Source organism: Aquabacterium sp., assembly GCF_041915145.1.
In the GTDB taxonomy this organism is placed as follows: Bacteria; Pseudomonadota; Gammaproteobacteria; order Burkholderiales; family Burkholderiaceae_C; genus Aquabacterium.
This window is the reverse complement of the sequence record NZ_JAYSBZ010000032.1, coordinates 1-19023: the sequence shown is the minus strand read 5'-3', so window position 1 is coordinate 19023 and position 19023 is coordinate 1. Positions and strand designations below refer to the sequence as shown.

Below are 19023 nucleotides of genomic sequence, written 5' to 3'. Positions count from 1 at the left end.
TGGCATGAGCTTCATCCAGCAACTGCGTGACGCCGAGCGTCTGCATGATTCGATGCTGTGCGTGGGGCTCGACCCCGAGCCGGCCAAGTTCCCGGGCGCCTGGAAGGGCGACGCCAGCCGCATCTACGACTTCTGCGCCGCCATCGTCGACGCCACCAAGGACCTGGTCTGCGCCTTCAAGCCGCAGATCGCCTACTTCGCCGCCCACCGCGCCGAAGACCAACTCGAGCGGCTGATGGCGCACATCAAGCGCGTCGCCCCGCAGATGCCCGTCATCCTCGACGCCAAGCGCGGCGATATCGGCTCCACCGCCGAGCAGTACGCCAAAGAGGCCTTCGAGCGCTACGGTGCCGATGCCGTCACCTTGTCGCCCTTCATGGGCTTCGACACCATCGAGCCTTACCTGCGCTGGGGCAACAAGGGCGTGTTCCTGCTGTGCCGCACGTCCAACCCCGGCGGCTCCGACCTGCAAAACCAGCGCCTGGCCGACGTGGCCGGGCAGCCGCGCCTGTACGAGCACCTCGCCGCGCTGGCGCAGGGGCCGTGGAACACCAACGGCCAGCTCGGCCTGGTGGTGGGGGCGACCTTCCCGCAAGAGATCGAGCGGGTGCGTGAGTTGGCGCCCACTTTGCCGCTGCTGATCCCCGGTGTCGGGGCGCAAGGCGGTGATGCGGTGGCCACGGTGCGCGCAGGCTGGCGCGGCTCGGCCGAGCAGACGACCGGGCCGATCCTGGTCAATTCGTCGCGCGCCGTGCTCTACGCCAGTGCGGGCGACGACTTCGCTGCCGCCGCCCGCCGCGTGGCACGCGAGACGCGCGATCAGCTCCAGCAGGCGCGGCCATCGGCTGCTTGAGCGCGCGCGGTCTGTGTCAGCTTGCCGGCGACAGCCCGTGTTTGTTGTTCCCTCGCCACGGAATGACGGCTTTTTGACACTCTCAGGGGCGGTTGACCGTGGGTGAACCCTGAATGTCAGGTCGATTCCTCGCAAAATGGGCCGCGGGTGAGGAGGTCATTAGCAAGTCCGTCTCCTCCTCGAATTGACAACACTCTCTTTTGCTAGGAGTTCACATGATTCGCAAATTGAATGCCGTGGCCGTTGCTGCCCTGGCTCTGGTGGCCGCCGCTGGCGCCCAAGCTCAATCGTCCGTTTCCGTCTACGGCACCATCGACGAAGCCATCGTTTCGCTGCACAACTCTGCTGATGCACAAAAGGGCGCACCGGCTGCACAGCGTCTGCGCGGCCTCGAAGATGGCGGCATGACGGCGAGCTATCTCGGCTTTGCCGGCACCGAAGACCTCGGTGGCGGTCTGAAGGCCAAGTTCAAGCTGGAAAGCTACCTGAAGGCCGACACCGGCACGACCACCACCGGTCAATTCTGGAGCCGCAACAGCTGGCTGGGTCTGGCTGGCAATTTCGGTACCGTGCTGGCTGGCCAAGCTGAAACCCCGCTGTACAACGCCACCACCGCCTTCAACCCCTTCGGTGCGTCCGCCAACTTCTCGCCGGCTGTGCGTCAGTACTTCGGTAGCTATGGCGATGTGAAGGCTGTCGGCACCAGTGGCACCAGCAATCAAGCTTGGGCGAATTCGCTGACCTATTACACGCCCGGCGATCTGGGTGGCTTCAATGGCGCGCTGCAGTACAGCTTCAAGGAAACCGCAACGGGCAGCGGCAGCGTCGGCCTGAGCGGTGGCTATGCCGCCGGCCCCCTGGCCGTGGCAGCGGTGTACCAGCAGGTGAAGACCGGCTACGCCACGGGTCACCAGAACACGTGGCAACTGGACGGCAGCTACGACCTCGGCGTCGCCAAGCTGTTCGCTCAGTATGGCCAAGTGAAGAACACCCCGGCTACCGACGAATACAAAGACAAGATTTGGCAGCTGGGTGCTTCGGTTCCGGTCGGTGCGGGTGCTGTGCTGGCTTCGTACGGCGAAAAGCAGTACAAGGAAACTGGCGCTGGCAACACCTACAAGGACAAGAGCAAGACCCTGTCGCTGGGTTATGACTACGCTCTGTCCAAGCGCACTGATGTGTACGCCGCTTACGCTTACGACCGTTTCTCGGACAACGATCCGACGACGGCCAAGTTTGAAAGCACCAACTCGGTTGGCGTTGGCATCCGTCACCGCTTCTGATCTCGCTTGAGATCCTGAAGCAAAAACGCCCCGCATTGCGGGGCGTTTTTCTTTGCGGGCGTCGATCGGGCGCGGTCAGTTGGCGCTGTCTTTGCCGTAGCGCGGCGACCGGGGGCCGAAGAGCAACCCGTTCGGCGTGCCCGCAGACAGCAGCCGGGCGCTGGTGACGCCGGCGACGGGGTGCGAGGCGTCGGTCACGCTGTTGACAACCTGCTTGATGAGGGCGGTGACCAGCATGCCGGCCAAGCCGCCGCCGCTGTTGTTGCCCTCGTCGCTGGACGCGCTGGCGTGGCCGCTCCAGAGCAGGGTGCCGGTCGAGAGATCAACCAGACGCGCTTCGGCACTCACGACGGCTGCGCTGCTGAGCACGGTGTAGGTGCTGCCGTAGCGGGTGATCTTGATGTAGAGGGCCGCGTCGGCGCCGAAGATTTCTTTGAGCTTGGCCACCGACACCTCGTGGATATCGGCTGCGTTCGTCAGTCCGTTTTGCTGAAACGTCTCGTAGGCCAGCGTAACGGGGATCACGTAGTAGCCGCCTTCAGCCAGCGGCAGGGTGGTTTGCGCCAGCATGCTGAACGTGGCGTTGACGTCGGTGCTCTCGTTGACGGGCGGCAGCACCAGGATGGATGCCGGCTTGGCCGCGCGGAAGGCGGTGTAATCGTGCTTGGCGGGCGCAGCGCATCCGCCCAGCAGCACGGCCGTCGCCGCGAGCGCGCTCATCAGCCAGCGTTGTTTGAATCGGGTGGGCATCGTCAGCTCCGGTTTTTCTTCATGTTGGCAATCAAGAAGTCGATGTACTTCGTCGACTCCGGAAACAACGCCTTCTCTTGATTCCAGGCGGCCAAGGCCTGATCGGTTCGGCCCGCGTTCAAATAGAGCAAGCCGAGATGCGCGTGGTAGCCCGGAGGCACCTGTGCGCCTTTGGCGGCGGCCAGCTGAACACCTTTTTCGAGCTCGATGATCTGGTCTTCGGGCGATTGTTTGCCGTCGTTCTTCAGGTAGGCATAGACCTGGGGCTGATAGCCGTTCCAGCTATACAGCGGCTTGGGGCCGGCGCAACCGGCCAGGGTGGCGAGCAGGCAGAGCGCTGCCAGCCCCCGCGCGATGGGCTCATGCATGGTGGGTGTCCTTGCCCGGCGGGGTTATTGCGCAACAGGCTTGAAGGCGCCTGCGTCGATGCCTTCGCCCAGACGATCCACCGCCTCGCGAATGGCCAGATCGAGCACTTTGCCGTTGAGCGTGGAGTCGTAGCTGGCGGTGCCGCCGAAGCCGATGATTTCGCGGTTGGAGAGCTGGTATTCACCGGCGCCCTGCACCGAATAAACCACCTCGGAGGTGCGGATGTTGACCACGTTGAGGGTGACCTTGGCATAGGCCACCTGGGTTTTGCCGCGGCCAAGGATGCCGAACAGCTGGTGGTCGCCGACCTCCTTGCGGCCGAATTCGGTGACGTCGCCGGTCACCACGAAATCAGCGCCCTTGAGCTTGTGCGCGGCGCCCTGGATGCTGGCCTCTTGCTTGATCTCGGCCATGTTGTCGCGATCGAGCACGTTGAAGCGGTTGGTTTGCTGCAGGTGGCCGATGAGGATGGTTTTGGCCTGGCTGCCGAGGCGGTCTACGCCGTCGGAGAACACGCCGCGCAAATAGCTCGATCGGTTGTCGAACTTGCCCACGGCGATCGGCGCGCGCGCGCCTGCGTAGACGCGCGTGGCGGCCTGGGTTTTTTGCACGGCCAGTGCTTGCGAGGATTCGGTGGCGCAGCTGTTGAGCAGCAGCGGCGACGCCATGGCTGCCGCGACGGCGAGCAGTCGAATGGATGGTTTCATGGAGGCTCCCTTGGTTGAGCGGCACCCGCATGTGGCGGATGCGCTGGGAGCAAACTGTAACCGAGAGAAAAAACCGGGCCGGGCCAGAACCGGGGGGCAGGCCGGGCGCGCCATGAAAAACGGCGCCCCTCAGGACGCCGTTTTCATCGGATCTTGAAAGCCGCCGAACCGGATCAGCCCTGTGCTTTCTTCTTCAAGCGCCAGGCGTGCAGCAGCGGCTCGGTGTAGCCCGAAGGTTGCTCCTTGCCCTTGAAGACCAGATCCAGCGCGGCCTGGAACGCGGCGCCGTTGGGGTTGGCCACCAGCGATTGGTACAGCGGGTCGCCAGCGTTTTGCTGATCCACCACCGCGGCCATGCGGGTGAAGGTGGCGCGCACTTGCGCTTCGCCCACCACGCCATGGTGCAGCCAGTTGGCCACGTGCTGGCTGGAAATGCGCAGCGTGGCGCGGTCTTCCATCAGGCCCACGTTGTGGATGTCAGGCACCTTCGAGCAGCCCACGCCCTGGTCGATCCAGCGCACCACGTAACCCAGGATGCCCTGGATGTTGTTGTCGAGCTCCTGCTGCTTGTCGGCATCCGACCAGTTGGCCTCGGCCACCACGGGGATGGTGAGCAGCTTGTCGAGCAGCGACTCGGGCGATTCGCCGGTTTTCTCGATCTCGGCCTGGATGGCGGCCACGTTCACCTGGTGGTAGTGCGTGGCGTGCAGCGTGGCGGCGGTGGGCGAAGGCGTCCAGGCGGTGTTGGCGCCGGCCTTGGGGTGGGCGATCTTCTGTTCGAGCATGCCGGCCATGAGGTCGGGCATGGCCCACATGCCCTTGCCGATCTGCGCCTTGCCGCGCAGGCCGCATTGCAGGCCGATCAGCACGTTGCGGCGCTCGTAGGCGGCGATCCAGGCGCTGTTCTTGATGTCGCCCTTGCGCATCATCGGGCCGGCCAGCATGGCGGTGTGCATCTCGTCGCCGGTGCGGTCCAGGAAGCCGGTGTTGATGAAGGCCACGCGGCTCGAAGCGGCAGCGATGCAGGCCTTGAGGTTGGCCGAGGTGCGGCGCTCTTCGTCCATGATGCCCAGCTTGACGGTGCTGTCAGGCAGCCCCAGGACTTGTTCGACGCGGCCGAACAGCTCGGCGGCAAACGCCACTTCGGCGGGGCCGTGCATCTTGGGCTTGACGATGTAGACCGAGCCGGAGCGCGAGTTGCGGATGGCCTGACCGTTGATCTTGCCGTGGCCTTGCAGGTCGTGCAGGGCGATGGTCGTGGTGATCATCGCGTCCATGATGCCTTCGGGGATCTCTTTGCCCTTACCTTCAGAGTCCACGCCCCACAGGATGGCGGGGTTGGTCATCAGGTGGCCGACGTTGCGCACGAACATGAGCGAGCGGCCGTGCAGCTTGATTTCGCCGCCGTTCGGGGCGGTGTAGACGCGGTCGGCGTTGAGCTTGCGGGTGAAGGTCTTGCCGCCCTTGGCGACTTCTTCGGTGAGCGTGCCGAGCTGGATGCCCAGCCAGTTGCTGTAGCCCAGCACCTTGTCTTCGGCGTCCACGGCGGCCACCGAGTCTTCGAGGTCGAGGATGGTGGACACCGCCGATTCGAGCACCAGATCGGCCACGCCCGCCGCGTCGGTCTTGCCGATGTTGGTGCTGCGGTCGATCTGGATGTCGATGTGCATGCCGTTGTTGACCAGCAGCACGCTCTTGGGCGCGGCCGCATCGCCTTGGTAGCCCACCAGTTGAGCGGGGTTTTGCAGGCCGGTGGTCTTGCCGCCGTTGAGCGCCACGACGAGCTGGCCGCCGGCGACGCTGTAGCCGGCAGCCTCTTTGTGCGAGGCGCCTTCCAGCGGCGCGGCTTGATCGAGGAAGCGGCGCGCCCAGGCGATCACCTTGGCGCCGCGCACCGGGTTGTAGCCCTTGCCCTTGTCGGCGCCGTCGGTCTCGGGGATGGCGTCCGTGCCGTAGAGCGCGTCGTACAGGCTGCCCCAGCGGGCGTTGGCGGCGTTGAGGGCGTAGCGGGCGTTCAGGATGGGCACCACCAGCTGCGGGCCGGCTTGCAGCGCCAGTTCGGCATCCACATTGGCGGTGGTGGCCTTGACGTCAGCGGGCACGGGCACGAGGTAGCCGATTTGCTCGAGCTGCGCCTTGTAGGCGGCCATGTCGGTGATGGGGCCGGGGTGGGCGGCGTGCCAGGCATCCATGGCGGTCTGGATGCGATCGCGCTCGGCCAGCAGGGCGGCATTTTTGGGGGCCAGGTCGGCGACGATCTTGTCGAAGCCGGCCCAGAACGTGGCGCTGTCGATGCCGGTGCCGGGCAGCACCTTGTCTTCGACAAAACGGTACAGCTCGGTGGCCACTTGCAGGCTGTGGACTGGGGTGCGTGCGGTCATGGGAACCTCGTTGAGGAAGGTGGATAAGAAGTGCGGAATCGAATCGGGCGCGGACTGATCGGTGGGTCGGATGGGGCAACCGGGCTCAGCCGGAGAAAAGGCCGCCGTTGCCAGACGAAAGACGCCAGATGCAGGCGCACGCGCGCGTGAAGACAACACTGTAGTGCGATTCGCCGGATTCATTCACATGGCGTGTGGTGCTTGATTTTTTACTTGCGCAGTTCTAATCTGCCCCGCATTCGCTTGAATTCGTGAATTTTGTGGTGCAAGGGGGTCGGAATGGATCGTCTCAAGCAGATCGAGTCGTTCGTGGCGGTGTCCACCAAGGGCAGCCTGACCGCGGCGGCGCAGGCCGAGGGCGTGGCGCCGGCGGTGATCGGGCGGCGCATCGACGCGCTCGAAAACCGCCTGGGCGTCAAGCTGATGGTGCGTACCACGCGGCGCATCACCCTCACCTTCGAGGGCAGCGCGTTTCTCGAAGACGCGCAGCGCCTGCTGGCCGACCTGGCCAACGCCGAGGCCAGCGTGAGCGCCGGCGGGGTGAAGGCCAGTGGCTACCTGCGGGTGACGGCCCCGGCGGGCTTCGGGCGGCGTCACGTGGCGCCCCTGGTGCCGCGCTTTCTGGCGGCGCACCCGGACGTGTCGCTGTCCTTGAACCTGTCCGATCGCGTGGTCGATCTGGTCAACGAGGGTTACGACTGCGCGGTGCGGGTGGGCGACTTGTCCGACTCGTCCCTGGTCAGCGTGCGTCTGGCCGACAACCGTCGGTTGTGCGTGGCGGCGCCGTCTTACTTGAAGCGGCGCGGTACGCCCAGGCACCCCGATGACCTGATGCAGCACGACTGCCTGATGCTCAGCTCCGAAGCCAGCCAGACGCGTGGCTGGGCCTTCACCGTCAACAACGAGGTGGCGCACGTGCGGCCGGGCTCGCGGCTCGACTGCTCCGACGGCCAGGTGTTGCACGACTGGTGCCGGCTCGGGCTGGGGGTGGCGTGGCGCTCGACCTGGGAGGTCGAGGGCGAGGTGGCGTCGGGCGAGCTGGTGAGCGTGCTCGACGACTTTGCCGCGCCGCCCAACGGCATCTACGCGGTCTTCGCCCAGCGCAAGCACCTGCCGCTGCGGCTGCGCCTCTGGATCGACTACCTCAAGCAGACCTATGGCGACCCGGCTTATTGGCAGGTGGCGGCGGGCGGGGCGTCGATGGCGGCGGCCGAGACGGAGCCTTCCCATGCTTGAGGCCGTGCTGGCGTACGCGCATTTCGCGGCCATCCTGGGGTTGGTGGTGTTTCTTACCAGCGAGGCGGCCTTGTGTCGCGCCGAATGGCTCAACGCGGCGGTCGTGCGGCGCCTGAATCGCGTCGATCTGATCTATCTGTTTGCCGCGCTGGCCGTGCTCGCCACCGGCGTGCTGCGCACCGTGCTGGGGGCCAAGGGCACGGCCTGGTACTGGCACCAGCCGCTGCTGCATTTGAAGCTGACGCTGTTCGTGGTGATCGCCCTGATGTCCGTGCGGCCGACGCTGGCGTTTCGCCGCTGGCTGCGCGCGCTGGAGCGCGACGGCAGTCTGCCGGTCGAAGCCGAGGTGCGCGGGGTGCGGCGCTGGATCATGGTCCAGGCCCACTTGCTGATGCTGGTGCCGCTGGCGGCCACCCTGCTGGCGCGCGGCGTGTTCACGGTCGGGTGAGCATTGGCGCGGCCATGAAAAACGGGCCCCGCGGGGCCCGTTGCGTTGAGCGCGGCCGGTTTACTTGCCTGCGGCAGCGTCCTTTTCGCACTTCTTCATGAAGCTGCTCTTGGCGGCGCCGGCCAGGGCCTTGCCGTTCTTGTCCACGGCCTTGGTGGCGCAGGCTTCGGCGGCGCCGGCCTTGGCGGCGTCCTTTTCGCACTTCTTGACGAAGCTGGCCTTGGCGGCGCCGGCCAGTTTTTTGTCAGCGGCTTGCATGTCGCACGAGGCGGCATCGGCGGCGTGCGCCACGGTGCCCAGCAGGGCCAGGGTCAGCGAGGCGATCAGGGAAGCGGTTTTTGCGCGCATGTCAGCACTCCAGTGGGTTGGTTGGGAAGGCGGGCCGCTGCCGACTATATCGGCATGAGGCCCGCCTGCGCGCTTCAACGTGCCGGGGCGCGGTTCGGATGACGCCGAGGCGGCGTCACATGATGCGGCGAGGGTGAGCCAGGGCTTCGTGCGCGGCGTGCAGGCGGCGCACCAGCACGCGGATGAAGGCATCGTCGAACAAGTGCCGGCAAGCCGGGCTGACCTGTTCCAGGCTCTCGGGCGTGAACGAGATGGTGGTCACCGACTCGGTGACGATCACGTCGGTGCTGTGGCGGCGCAGTTCGGGGCTGGGCGCCAGGTAGGCCATTTCGCCCACCGACGTGCCCGCGCCCAGCACGGCCACGCGCTTGCCGGATCGAAACACCTCGACGCCGCCTTGCGCAATGATGTAGAAGGTGCGCCCCTCCTCGCCGCGCTTGAACAGCGGGTGCCCGAACGAGAAACGCTGCCACTTGGCGCGGTGCACCACCTCCCACAGCTCGACATCGCCGAAGCCGGCGAAGAAGTCGAGGCTGCGCAGCAGGTTGAAGCGCTCGGAGTCGAGCACGCCCTGGATCTGCCCGCGCGGCACCTTGTGGTCGGCGATCAGGCCGGACAGCGCCTGGGCGAACTCGTCCCAGTTCGGGAAGCGGTCTTTCGGCTCCTTGGCCAGCGCGCGCTGGATCACGGCGTCCACTGCGGCGTCCACGCCGGCGCGCATGCCCGTCAGCGAGGCGGGCTGCTGGTTGTAGATGTGATTCATCAAGACGGCTTGCGAGGGGGCATCGAACGGCGGGCGCCCGGCGATCAGGTGATAGAGCACGGCGCCGAGCGAATAGATGTCGGCGCGGCAGTCGAGCGCGTGGCCGTCGAGTTGCTCGGGCGACATGTAGGCCAGCGAGCCGACGTGGTCGATCTGCGTCACGTCGGAGCTCAGGTTGAGCACGCTGCCGAAGTCGCTGACCTTCACGTCGGTGATGTCGCCGGTGGGCGTGCCGTCGTGCGTCACGGCCAGGATGTTGGCGGGCTTGACGTCGCGGTGGATCAGGCCCTGGCGGAACACATAGCCCAGCGCCATCGCGCACTTGAAGCCGATTTCGACGATCAGCTCCAGCGGCAGCAGCGAGTCGGGGCGGCAGAACGGGCGCAGCGTGGTGCCGGGCACGTACTCCATCACCACATAAGGGGCGACGGGATCGGCGACCGCGTCGAAGATCTGCACCACGTTGGGGTGCTGCAGGCGGCCCACCAGGGCGGCCTCGGCGGCGAAGAAGCGGGCGTAGACGGGGCCGTCCACCGCATCGACCATGGCGCTGGCGCGTACCCGCTTGATGGCCACGTCGCGATCGTGGAACTCGTCGCGGCACAAAAACACCTCGCTGCTGGCGCCTTCGCCCAGCTTGCGTCGTGCTGCATATTTACCGATCAGCTCGTGTTGGAGCTCGATGTCGACGGCGTTCATGAAAACTCGAGTGGCTAGAGCCTCATCCTTTCACGTCAGCGCTTCGCATGTTCGACGAAAAACCGGGGCTTGGGGGGTGTAATTTGTCACGCTGACAGGGTTGATCGCGGGGCAGCGGGGCGCTGCCGAGGCGGGGCGGCCGGTCAGCACCGCCTCGTAGAATCGCCGCCATGATTCAAGCGAAACACGATCTGCTGGTGGCGCTGGGCCTGGCCCTGCGCGAACTGGCGCCCGAGTCCACCCTGGCCCCGACTTTCGAGCTGCCCAAGCAGGCCGCGCATGGCGATTTCGCCATCACCGCCGCCATGCAGCTGGCCAAACCCCTCAAGAAGAACCCCCGCGAGCTGGGGCAGGCGCTGATCGACGCCCTGCAGCGCCAGCCCGCGTTTGAAAAATGGGTCGCCGCGCTCGAACTCGCCGGCCCCGGCTTCATCAACCTGCGCCTCAAGCCCGAGGCCAAGCAGGCCATCGTGCCCGAGGTGCTGGCCGCCGGCGCCGGCTTCGGTCGGCAGCCAGACAACGGCCAGCGCGTGCTGGTCGAGTTCGTCTCGGCCAACCCCACCGGCCCGCTGCACGTCGGCCACGGCCGCCAGGCCGCGCTGGGCGACGCGCTGTGCAACCTGTTCGAGACGCAAGGCTGCCAGGTGCACCGCGAGTTCTATTACAACGACGCCGGCGTGCAGATCAGCACCTTGGCGTGGTCGACCCACGCGCGCATCAAGGGCCACAAGCCCGGTGACGAGCACTGGCCCGAGTCGGCCTACAACGGCGACTACATCGCCGACATCGCGCACGACTATCTGCAGCAGAAGACCGTGCACGCCGACGACCGCGAGTTCACCGCCTCGGGCGACCCCGACGACCTGGACAACATCCGCCAGTTCGCCGTGGCCTACCTGCGCCACGAGCAGGATCTCGACCTCAAGGCCTTCGAGGTGCGCTTCGACCATTACTACCTGGAGTCGAGCCTGTACTCGGACGGCCGCGTCGAGCAGACGGTGCAAAAGCTCATCGACGCCGGCAAGACCTTCGAGCAAGACGGCGCCTTGTGGCTGCGCACCACCGACTACGGCGACGACAAAGACCGCGTGATGCGCAAGAGCGAGGGCGGCTACACCTACTTCGTGCCCGACGTGGCGTATCACATCAACAAGTGGGAGCGCGGCTTCACCAAGGTCATCAATATCCAGGGCTCGGACCACCACGGCACCATTGCCCGCGTGCGCGCCGGCCTGCAGGCGGCTGGTGTCGGCATCCCCGAGGGCTACCCCGACTACGTGCTGCACAAGATGGTCACCGTGATGAAGGGTGGCGAGGAGGTGAAGATCTCCAAGCGTGCCGGCAGCTACGTCACACTGCGCGACCTCATCGAGTGGACCAGCAAGGACGCCGTCCGCTTCTTCCTGATCAGTCGCAAGGCCGACACCGAATTCGTCTTCGACGTGGACCTGGCCCTGCAGCAGAACGACGAGAACCCGGTGTTCTACGTTCAATACGCCCACGCCCGCATCTGCTCGGTGCTGCGCCAGTACGCCGAGCAGGTCGGCATCGACATCGAGACGCTCGGCCTGCAGGCCATCGAGGCCTCGCTGTCGCACGCCCACGTGCAGCGGCTCACGGCGCCGTCCGAATTCGCGCTGATGGCCAAGCTGGCCGAATACCCGGCCATGTTGACGGCGGCGGCGCAAGGCTTCGCGCCGCACGACGTGGCCTTCTACCTGCGCGATCTGGCCGGCTCGTTCCACAGCTACTACGCGGCCGAGCGCTTCCTGGTGGACGACGCCGAGCTGGCCCGCGCCCGCATGGCCTTGTTGCTGGCCACCGTGCAGGTGCTGCGCAACGCGTTGACGCTGCTGGGCGTGAGCCACCCCGACAAGATGTGAGCCGTCGGCCTCGTCCTGTCTAGTCCTTTTCTCGCAGATCTGGAGACCCCATGAAACATCAACGCGGTGGCTTCGTCATCGGTTTGATCGTCGGCCTGCTGCTCGGCCTGGCGATTGCCTTGGGCGTGGCCATGTACGTGGCCAAGGTGCCCGTGCCCTTTGTCGACAAGGTGCCGCAGCGCAACGCGCAGCAGGACGCCGCCGAGGCCGAGAAGAACAAGAACTGGGACCCGAACAGCCCGCTCTACGGCAAGAACCCCGCCAAGCCGCACCCGGTGGCGCAGTCGGCCTCGGGCGAGGTGGTCGATGGCGACGCGGCCAGCGCGCCGGCTGCGGCCTCGTCGGCCCGCGATCCGGCGGCCATCCTGGCTGACAAATCGTCGGCAACGGCTGCCGCCGCATCGCCGGCTGCCTCGGGCGTCGACCCATTTGTCTACTTTGTGCAGGCTGGCGCGTTTAGTCATGCAGAAGAAGCAGAGCAGCAGCGCGCCAAACTGGCGATGATGGGCTTGGAGGCACGCGTCAGCGAGCGCGAACAGGCTGGCCGCACGGTGTACCGCGTGCGACTCGGGCCGTTCGAGCAGCGCACGCAGGCCGACGATGCCAAGGCCAAGCTGGCCGGCGGCGGTGTCGAGGCCGCCTTGGTGCGCGTGCAGCGCTGAACTTCGGGCCGTTGACCGACTCCATGCGAGGGCGGTCAACGGGATCTGGCTCGTCTGACTCTCAACTCACCCCGCCGCGGCGCGATCGCCGTGGTCGCGAAAGGAATCTCATGAAGCGTCGTCAATTTGCCGCCTGGTCTGCAGGCCTGGGCATGGCTGCCTTGCTGGCCTCGCCGTCGGTGTTCGCGCAAGGCGGGCTGCCGGCCGCCGGACAGTACGTGAAACTCGCGCAGCGTGCGCCGGTGTCGGTGCCGGCCGGCAAGATCGAGGTGATCGAGTTCTTCTCGTACGCCTGCCCGCATTGCGCCGAGTTCGACCCGGCGCTCGAGGCCTGGGTGGCCAAGCTGCCGAGCGACGTGGTCTTCCGCCGCGTGCCCATCGCCTTCCGACCGACCTGGGTGCCGCTGCAAAAGCTGTACCTCACGCTCGAGGCGCTGGGTCAGGTCAACGCCTTGCAGGCCAAGGTGTTCGATGCCGTCCACAAACAGCATCTGCAACTCGATCAGGCCGATGTGGCCGCCGAGTGGGCCGCCCGCAACGGCGTGGATGCCGCCAAGTTCAAGTCGGTCTACAACTCGTTCGGCATGCAAAGCAAGGTGGCGCAGGCCAACCGCCTGGCCGAGCAGTACAAGATCGACGGCGTGCCGACGCTGGGCGTGAATGGGCAATACCTGACCTCGGTATCGATGACCCAGTCCGAACCCAAGACGTTCGAGGCCGCCAACGCCTTGATCGCCGCGGCGCGCGCCGGGCGCTGAGTTCGGCGGCGCTCCCGGGTTTTCTGCGCGGTGCAGTGCAGCAAGGCTAGAATCGACAGCAAATTTCGTGCCGATCAATTTTGCCTATGCTGCATCCTCTGGTTTGTCCGGGCGCGCCGCGCCTGATGCGCCGCGCCATCTGGTGCGTGGCGGCCCTTTCTGGTCTGACCGGGTTGCCGGCGCATGCCGAAAAGGCCGATCAGTTCAAGCCGCTCAATTTCGTCGCCGACAGCGCGCGCTCCGACGATGCGCAGCAGGTGAATGTGCTGACCGGCAATGTCGATCTCACCAAGGGCACGATGATCCTGCGCGCCGCGCGCGTCGAGGTGCGCCAGAACGCTGACGGCACGCAATTCGCGGTCGCCACCGGGGGCAATGGCGGGCGCTCGTACTTCCGCCAGAAGCGCGAGGGCATGGACGAGTTCATCGAGGGCGAGTCCGAGCGCATCGAATACGACGGCCAGGCCGATACCGTGCGCTTCATCGGCAAGGCCGAGATGCGCCGACTGCGAGGCGCGGCCGTGTCCGACGAGGTGGCCGGCCAGACCATCGTCTACAACAACGCCGCAGACGTCTTCCAGGTTGTCGGCGGCCCCAGTTCGGCGGCTCCGGGTGGGCGGGTGCGCGGCATGTTGTCGCCGCGCACGCCGGCTGGAGGCGCGCGTTGAACGCGGAGCCGTCCGCCGCGCCGAGTCGCCTGCAAGCCAGTGGCTTGCAAAAGCGCTACGGCGCCCGCACGGTGGTCAAGGACGTCCATGTGGCGGTGTCGGCCGGTGAGGTGGTCGGCCTGCTCGGCCCCAATGGCGCGGGCAAGACCACCAGCTTCTACATGATCGTGGGCCTGGTGCGGGCCGATGCGGGGCGTATCCAGATCGACGAGCGCGCGGTCGAGCGTCTGCCGATCCACGAGCGCTCGCGCCTCGGCCTGAGTTACCTGCCGCAAGAAGCATCGATCTTCCGCAAGCTGACCGTCGAAGAAAACATCCGCGCCGTGCTTGAGCTGCAACGCGATCGCGACGGCAAGGCGCTCAAGCGCGACGTCATCGAGCGCCGCCTCACCACCTTGCTGGGCGAACTCAGCATCGAGAAGCTGCGCACCAGCCCGGCGCTGGCCTTGTCGGGCGGCGAGCGCCGCCGCGTCGAGATCGCCCGGGCGCTGGCCACGCAACCGCGCTTCATCCTGCTCGACGAGCCCTTCGCGGGCGTCGACCCGATCGCGGTGATCGAGATCCAGCGCATCATCGGCTTTCTCAAGAAGCGCGGCATCGGCGTGCTGATCACCGACCACAACGTGCGCGAGACGCTGGGCATTTGCGATCGCGCCTACATCATCAGCGAGGGCTCGGTGCTGGCCGAGGGAACCCCGCAAGAGATCGTCGCCAACCCGCAGGTCCGCAAGGTTTACCTGGGCGAACACTTCCGCATGTGAGCGAGGGCGGTAGCGGTCGATGAAGCCTTCGCTCCAGTTTCGCCTGTCGCAACATCTGGCGTTGACGCCGCAGTTGCAGCAGTCCATCCGGCTGCTGCAGTTGTCCACGCTGGAGCTGCACCAGGAAGTCGAGCAGATGCTCGAACAGAATCCTTTCCTGGAGACCGACGAAGAATTCGTGCCCCTCGAGCCGACCGGTGTCGAGCGCGCCGCCAACGAGCGGGTCGCCGAAACCGAGACGCGTGAATCCGGCGCGGAGACGGCGGGCGAGGCCGACGCGGCCGCCACGGTGGACAGCGTCGAGTTCGGCGCCACCGAGCGCGACGACTGGGAAAACGGCACCGAGCGCGACGACTTCGACGGCATCAGCGAATTGCCCTCGTCGCGCGCGGCTGGCGAGGTCGATGACGACTCCGATCCGCTGGAGCGCACCGAGATCTCGCAATCGCTGCCAGACTTCTTGCGCGAGCAATTGCGCGGCATGCGCTTGTCTCCCGCCGACGCCATGGCCGTGGACATGCTGATCGACTCGCTCGACGACGACGGCTACCTGAGCGACCCGCTGGACGAGATCGCCCAGCGCCTGGCGCCCGGCCTCGCCGAATCCGACCCCGATGCCTTCGACGACGTGCTGTCGCAACTGCGCTGCGGCCTGCGCCTGTTGCAAAGCCTGGAGCCGACCGGGGTGGGGGCGGCCAATCTGTCCGACTGCCTGATCCTGCAGTTGCGGACGCTGCCGCGCTCCGAGGCGCAGATGATCGCCATCCTGATCTGCAAGGATCACCTCGAATTGCTTGCCCGGCGCGACTTCAAGAAGCTCATGGCCGCCACCGGCGCCGACGAGGAGCTGCTCAAGGAGGCGCAAGCGCTCATCGTGGCACTCGAGCCCAAGCCGGGGCGGCAGTTCGCGCGCGCCGAGGCCAACATCATCGTGCCCGACGTGATCGTGCAGAAGTCCGGCCGCGGCTGGCGCGTGGTGCTGAATCCGGACGTCATGCCCAAGCTGCGCATCAACGACCTCTACGCCCAGGCGCTCAAGCAGCATCGCGGCGCGACGCGGGGTGGTGGCGACGAGGGCGGGCAGGCGTTGGCGTCGCGGCTGCAGGAGGCGCGCTGGTTCGTCAAGAACATCCAGCAGCGCTTCGAGACCATCCTGCGTGTGTCGCAGGCCATCGTCGAGCGGCAGAAGAATTTCTTCAGCCACGGCGAGATCGCGATGAAGCCGCTGGTGCTGCGCGAGATCGCCGACGAGCTGGGCCTGCACGAGTCCACCATCTCGCGCGTGACCACGGCCAAGTACATGAACACGCCGTTCGGCACCTTCGAGCTGAAGTATTTCTTCGGCTCGTCGCTCAACACCGAGGCGGGCGGCAATGCGTCGAGCACGGCGGTGCGCGCCCTGATCAAGCAACTCGTGGCGGCTGAAGACGCCAAGAAGCCGCTGTCCGACAGCCAACTGAGCCAGATGCTCGAAGAGCAGGGCATTCAGGTGGCACGTCGCACGGTGGCCAAATACCGAGAGGCGCTACGGATCGCGCCGGCCAATCTGCGCCGCACGCTTTGAACGTCGCGGAGCCATGTTCGACCCTGATCGGCGCATCCGGGTGCGCGCCCTTTACTTGTTGAGTCTGCATAAAAGGCCTTTGCGATGAGCAACCAGATCCTGTTTTTGCCCTGTGCGGCCGGCGTCGAGGCGTGGCTGGCCGACGAGGTGCAGCGCATCATCGAGCGGGGCGTGGGGGCGGACCAGGCGCGCGTCCATGGGCAGCGTGGCGGCGTGGCGGTCGAGGTGTCCTTCGATGCCGCGCTCGACCTGACGATGCAGCTCAACCTCGAAAGCCGCCTGGCTCAGCGCGTGCTGTGGGAAATGGCCTACGGCCCCTACCGCGACGAACACGATCTGTACGACCTGGCGCGGCAGGCGCGCTGGTCCGACTGGGTCACGCCCCGCGAAACCCTGCGCGTCGACGTGACCTCGCAGCGCTCGCCGCTCAAAAGTCTCAACTTCGCGGCCTTGCGGGTCAAGGATGCGGTCTGCGACGCCATGCGCGACGATTTCGGCGAACGCCCGAGCGTCGACACGCACCGCCCCGATCTGCCGCTGGTGCTGCACCTGGCGCCCGAATACGCCACGCTGTACGCCGACACGTCAGGCGAGGCCTTGTTCAAGCGGGGCTGGCGTGAAGACAAGGGCGAGGCACCGCTCAAGGAGACGCTCGCGGCGGCCATGCTGGCGGCGGCGGGCTGGCACGGGCGCCCCGAAGACGGGGCCTTGCTCGACCCCTGCTGCGGTGCCGGCACCATTGCCATCGAGGCGGCGCAGGTGGCGTGCGATATCGCGCCCGGCCTGCAGCGCCGCTTTGCGTTCGAGCGCTGGCTGCCGTTCCGCGACGAGCGCTCCACTTGGTATGCACTGAAGGACGCCGCCCGTGCCCGAGTACGGGCGGCCGAGGTGCCGATCTACGCCGGTGACGTGGCCTTCCGGCTCACCGACTTTGCCACCCGCAATGCTGAGCGCGCGGGCGTCCTGCGCGCCATCGATCTGAAGACGGCCGACGCCTTGCAGCGCATGCCGCCGTGCGAGCACGGTACGCTGATGCTCAACCCGCCATATGGCGAGCGCATCGGCCCAAAGGGCACGCAGAGTTCGCGAGACGAGGCGCCGCAAGATTTCTTCCAGCGCCTGTCAGCGCACTGGAAGCGGCATTACGCGGGCTGGACGGCATGGGTGCTCAGCCCCGATCTGAAGCTGCCCACCGCCATGCGCCTGAAAGAGTCGCGCCGCATCCCGATGTGGAACGGGCCGATCGAATGTCGCTTTTTCCGCTTTGACCTGGTGAGCGGGTCGATGCGCTCTGACGCCGCCGAGGCTCCCGAGCCCGAGCAAGGCTGAGCACTCGTCAGCGCGCGCCCAGTATCGCCAGTGCCGCCAGTGGTGCGGTGTCGGCGCGCAGCACGCGAGGCCCCAGGCTGACCGGTGCGAATCCGGCAGCCAGGGCTGCGGCTTCCTCCCCCTCCGTCAACCCGCCTTCCGGTCCACTGAAGAACATCGCGTCTCGCAGGTCCGCCGCGCGGCCGAGTGTGCTGGCGAAGTCGGTAGCCTCTCGCAGACTCAACACATAGCGCTTGATATCCAGGTGAGTTCCTGGCTGCGCGCTTGCAACAAGCCAATCCGCGGCGGTCCGAATCGGATGAACGATAGGGACGGCGGTGCGCCCGCTTTGTTCGCAGGCCGATATGGCGACCGCTTGCCAGTGCGTGACGCGTTTGTCGGCGCGGGCGCCACTCAAGCGCAACACCGAGCGTTGGCACTCCAGCGGTTGAATGGCGAAAGCACCCAGCTCTGCGGCCTTCTCGACCAGCCAATCCATCCGCTCGTTGGCTGGCATGCCGACGGCCAGCGTGACACGAACAGGCAGCTCTCGAGAGCATTCCACGTAGGAGCCAATGCACACCACAGTTTCCGAGCGAGACATCGCATCGACTGTCGCGGACCACTCCCCACCTTGTCCATTGAACAGCGTGAGCGCATCGCCCGGCTGCATGCGCAACACCTGGGTATGGCGGGTCGGCCCCTCGGGGAGTGAGCAGGTGAGTCCTTCAGAGAGGGCAAGCTCGACGAACAGACGATGAGGCATGTATGGAACGAAGGGAAGAGGTTGCTGGTATTGATGGGGTGACAACTGCGCCCCATGGCCGCGTATTCTCTCCACAGCGAGAAGAAGATCTCGATACACGCTGGGGCTGACGGGGGCGCAAAGACGGCGGCGTGGCGGGCGCATGAAGTTTTTTTGACAAAGCACTTGCGCGTGAGAGAAAACCCGTGCTACAGTCTACGTCTTCGCTGAACGCAGCGGCCCGCAAGAAGGCGGTTACGAAGCAAATGCAAATCGCAAACGCTAAATAACCAAGCCCTTGACAGGGTTTTGAAGAAATGACACAATCTCATCTCTTCGCTGCTTACGAATTGCAAGTAACGCAAATCAAGCGGATGCTCTTTAAAAATTAACAGCCGATAAGCGTGGGTGTTTGAAGGCGAATGCCAAGGATCTTCGGATCCACAAACGCTCACGGAAATACGAAATGAAATTCACTTGTAGTGAAGTTCACTTCAATTCCGTTAAGAGTGAGTTTTAAACAGAGATTGAACTGAAGAGTTTGATCCTGGCTCAGATTGAACGCTGGCGGCATGCCTTACACATGCAAGTCGAACGGTAACAGGTCTTCGGATGCTGACGAGTGGCGAACGGGTGAGTAATGCATCGGAACGTGCCCAGTAGTGGGGGATAGCCCGGCGAAAGCCGGATTAATACCGCATACGACCTACGGGTGAAAGGGGGGGATCGCAAGACCTCTCGCTATTGGAGCGGCCGATGTCAGATTAGGTAGTTGGTGGGGTAAAGGCCTACCAAGCCGACGATCTGTAGCTGGTCTGAGAGGACGACCAGCCACAC

18 protein-coding genes and 1 rRNA gene are annotated in these 19023 nt (G+C 65.8%); 12 read left to right on the top strand and 7 right to left on the bottom strand.

Annotation, left to right across the window (positions count from 1 at the left end; genetic code table 11):
- The first annotated feature begins 4 nt into the window (after window positions 1–4).
- Together pyrF and ACE3SS_RS07950 are read left to right on the top strand one after the other, a co-directional pair.
- A complete protein-coding gene (gene pyrF, locus ACE3SS_RS07955; RefSeq protein WP_374592673.1) occupies window positions 5–853 on the top strand; it encodes an orotidine-5'-phosphate decarboxylase in 849 nt (282 codons plus the stop codon).
- A 215-nt stretch (window positions 854–1068) separates the two neighbouring features.
- Complete coding sequence (locus ACE3SS_RS07950) at window positions 1069–2136, top strand: porin (RefSeq protein ID WP_374592671.1); 1068 nt, start codon at window positions 1069–1071, stop codon at window positions 2134–2136.
- 75 nt (window positions 2137–2211) lie between these two features.
- Here the strand turns inward: ACE3SS_RS07950 and ACE3SS_RS07945 are convergent, their stop codons facing one another.
- The 4 genes from ACE3SS_RS07945 to ACE3SS_RS07930 all read right to left on the bottom strand — a co-directional run bounded on the left by ACE3SS_RS07945 (window position 2212) and on the right by ACE3SS_RS07930 (window position 6343).
- Window positions 2212–2886 carry a DUF799 domain-containing protein gene (locus tag ACE3SS_RS07945; protein ID WP_374592669.1) on the bottom strand — a complete coding sequence of 225 codons (675 nt, stop codon included), beginning with the start codon at window positions 2884–2886 and terminating at the stop codon, window positions 2212–2214.
- A 2-nt stretch (window positions 2887–2888) separates the two neighbouring features.
- Window positions 2889–3254, bottom strand: a complete 366-nt coding sequence (locus ACE3SS_RS07940; RefSeq protein WP_374592667.1) for a DUF4810 domain-containing protein — start codon at window positions 3252–3254, stop codon at window positions 2889–2891.
- A 24-nt stretch (window positions 3255–3278) separates the two neighbouring features.
- Window positions 3279–3962, bottom strand: a complete 684-nt coding sequence (locus ACE3SS_RS07935) for a CsgG/HfaB family protein (RefSeq protein ID WP_374592665.1) — start codon at window positions 3960–3962, stop codon at window positions 3279–3281.
- Between the two features lie 173 nt (window positions 3963–4135).
- Window positions 4136–6343, bottom strand: coding sequence for a malate synthase G (locus ACE3SS_RS07930; protein ID WP_374592663.1), 2208 nt, complete (start codon window positions 6341–6343; stop codon window positions 4136–4138).
- A gap of 279 nt (window positions 6344–6622) precedes the next feature.
- On the opposite strand from ACE3SS_RS07930, the gene ACE3SS_RS07925 reads away from it, so the two are divergent.
- Window positions 6623–7579: a LysR family transcriptional regulator gene (locus ACE3SS_RS07925; RefSeq protein ID WP_374592661.1), complete on the top strand. Its 957-nt coding sequence runs from the start codon at window positions 6623–6625 to the stop codon at window positions 7577–7579.
- The gene (locus tag ACE3SS_RS07920; protein ID WP_374592659.1) at window positions 7572–8027 is read left to right on the top strand and encodes a DUF2214 family protein; all 456 of its coding nucleotides are present in this window, start codon (window positions 7572–7574) and stop codon (window positions 8025–8027) included. Before ACE3SS_RS07925 ends, ACE3SS_RS07920 begins: the two co-directional genes overlap by 8 nt.
- A 60-nt stretch (window positions 8028–8087) precedes the next feature.
- On the opposite strand, the gene ACE3SS_RS07915 is transcribed toward ACE3SS_RS07920, so the two are convergent.
- Window positions 8088–8375: a hypothetical protein gene (locus ACE3SS_RS07915; protein ID WP_374592657.1), complete on the bottom strand. Its 288-nt coding sequence runs from the start codon at window positions 8373–8375 to the stop codon at window positions 8088–8090.
- Window positions 8376–8490: 115 nt separating this feature from the next.
- Window positions 8491–9837 carry a protein kinase gene (locus tag ACE3SS_RS07910; RefSeq protein ID WP_374592655.1) on the bottom strand — a complete coding sequence of 449 codons (1347 nt, stop codon included), beginning with the start codon at window positions 9835–9837 and terminating at the stop codon, window positions 8491–8493.
- A 170-nt stretch (window positions 9838–10007) separates the two neighbouring features.
- Here ACE3SS_RS07910 and argS point away from each other — a divergent pair, with 170 nt between their 5' ends.
- The 7 genes from argS to ACE3SS_RS07875 all read left to right on the top strand — a co-directional run bounded on the left by argS (window position 10008) and on the right by ACE3SS_RS07875 (window position 17462).
- A complete protein-coding gene (gene argS, locus ACE3SS_RS07905; RefSeq protein ID WP_374592653.1) occupies window positions 10008–11720 on the top strand; it encodes an arginine--tRNA ligase in 1713 nt (570 codons plus the stop codon).
- A 50-nt stretch (window positions 11721–11770) separates the two neighbouring features.
- Window positions 11771–12382, top strand: coding sequence for an SPOR domain-containing protein (locus ACE3SS_RS07900; RefSeq protein WP_374592651.1), 612 nt, complete (start codon window positions 11771–11773; stop codon window positions 12380–12382).
- A gap of 110 nt (window positions 12383–12492) precedes the next feature.
- On the top strand, window positions 12493–13140 hold the full coding sequence (locus ACE3SS_RS07895) for a thiol:disulfide interchange protein DsbA/DsbL (protein WP_374592649.1): 648 nt from the start codon (window positions 12493–12495) through the stop codon (window positions 13138–13140).
- Window positions 13141–13226: 86 nt separating this feature from the next.
- On the top strand, window positions 13227–13808 hold the full coding sequence (gene lptA / locus ACE3SS_RS07890) for a lipopolysaccharide transport periplasmic protein LptA (protein WP_374592647.1): 582 nt from the start codon (window positions 13227–13229) through the stop codon (window positions 13806–13808).
- On the top strand, window positions 13805–14569 hold the full coding sequence (lptB, locus tag ACE3SS_RS07885) for an LPS export ABC transporter ATP-binding protein (protein WP_374592645.1): 765 nt from the start codon (window positions 13805–13807) through the stop codon (window positions 14567–14569). The genes lptA and lptB overlap by 4 nt, the downstream gene beginning before the upstream one ends.
- A 19-nt stretch (window positions 14570–14588) precedes the next feature.
- Window positions 14589–16133, top strand: coding sequence for an RNA polymerase factor sigma-54 (locus ACE3SS_RS07880; RefSeq protein WP_374592643.1), 1545 nt, complete (start codon window positions 14589–14591; stop codon window positions 16131–16133).
- Window positions 16134–16217: 84 nt separating this feature from the next.
- Window positions 16218–17462 carry a class I SAM-dependent RNA methyltransferase gene (locus tag ACE3SS_RS07875; protein WP_374592641.1) on the top strand — a complete coding sequence of 415 codons (1245 nt, stop codon included), beginning with the start codon at window positions 16218–16220 and terminating at the stop codon, window positions 17460–17462.
- Window positions 17463–17469: 7 nt separating this feature from the next.
- On the opposite strand, the gene ACE3SS_RS07870 is transcribed toward ACE3SS_RS07875, so the two are convergent.
- A complete protein-coding gene (locus tag ACE3SS_RS07870; protein WP_374592639.1) occupies window positions 17470–18207 on the bottom strand; it encodes a 16S rRNA (uracil(1498)-N(3))-methyltransferase in 738 nt (245 codons plus the stop codon).
- A 508-nt stretch (window positions 18208–18715) separates the two neighbouring features.
- On the opposite strand from ACE3SS_RS07870, the gene ACE3SS_RS07865 reads away from it, so the two are divergent.
- Window positions 18716–19023, top strand: a 16S ribosomal RNA gene (locus ACE3SS_RS07865); the annotation flags it as partial.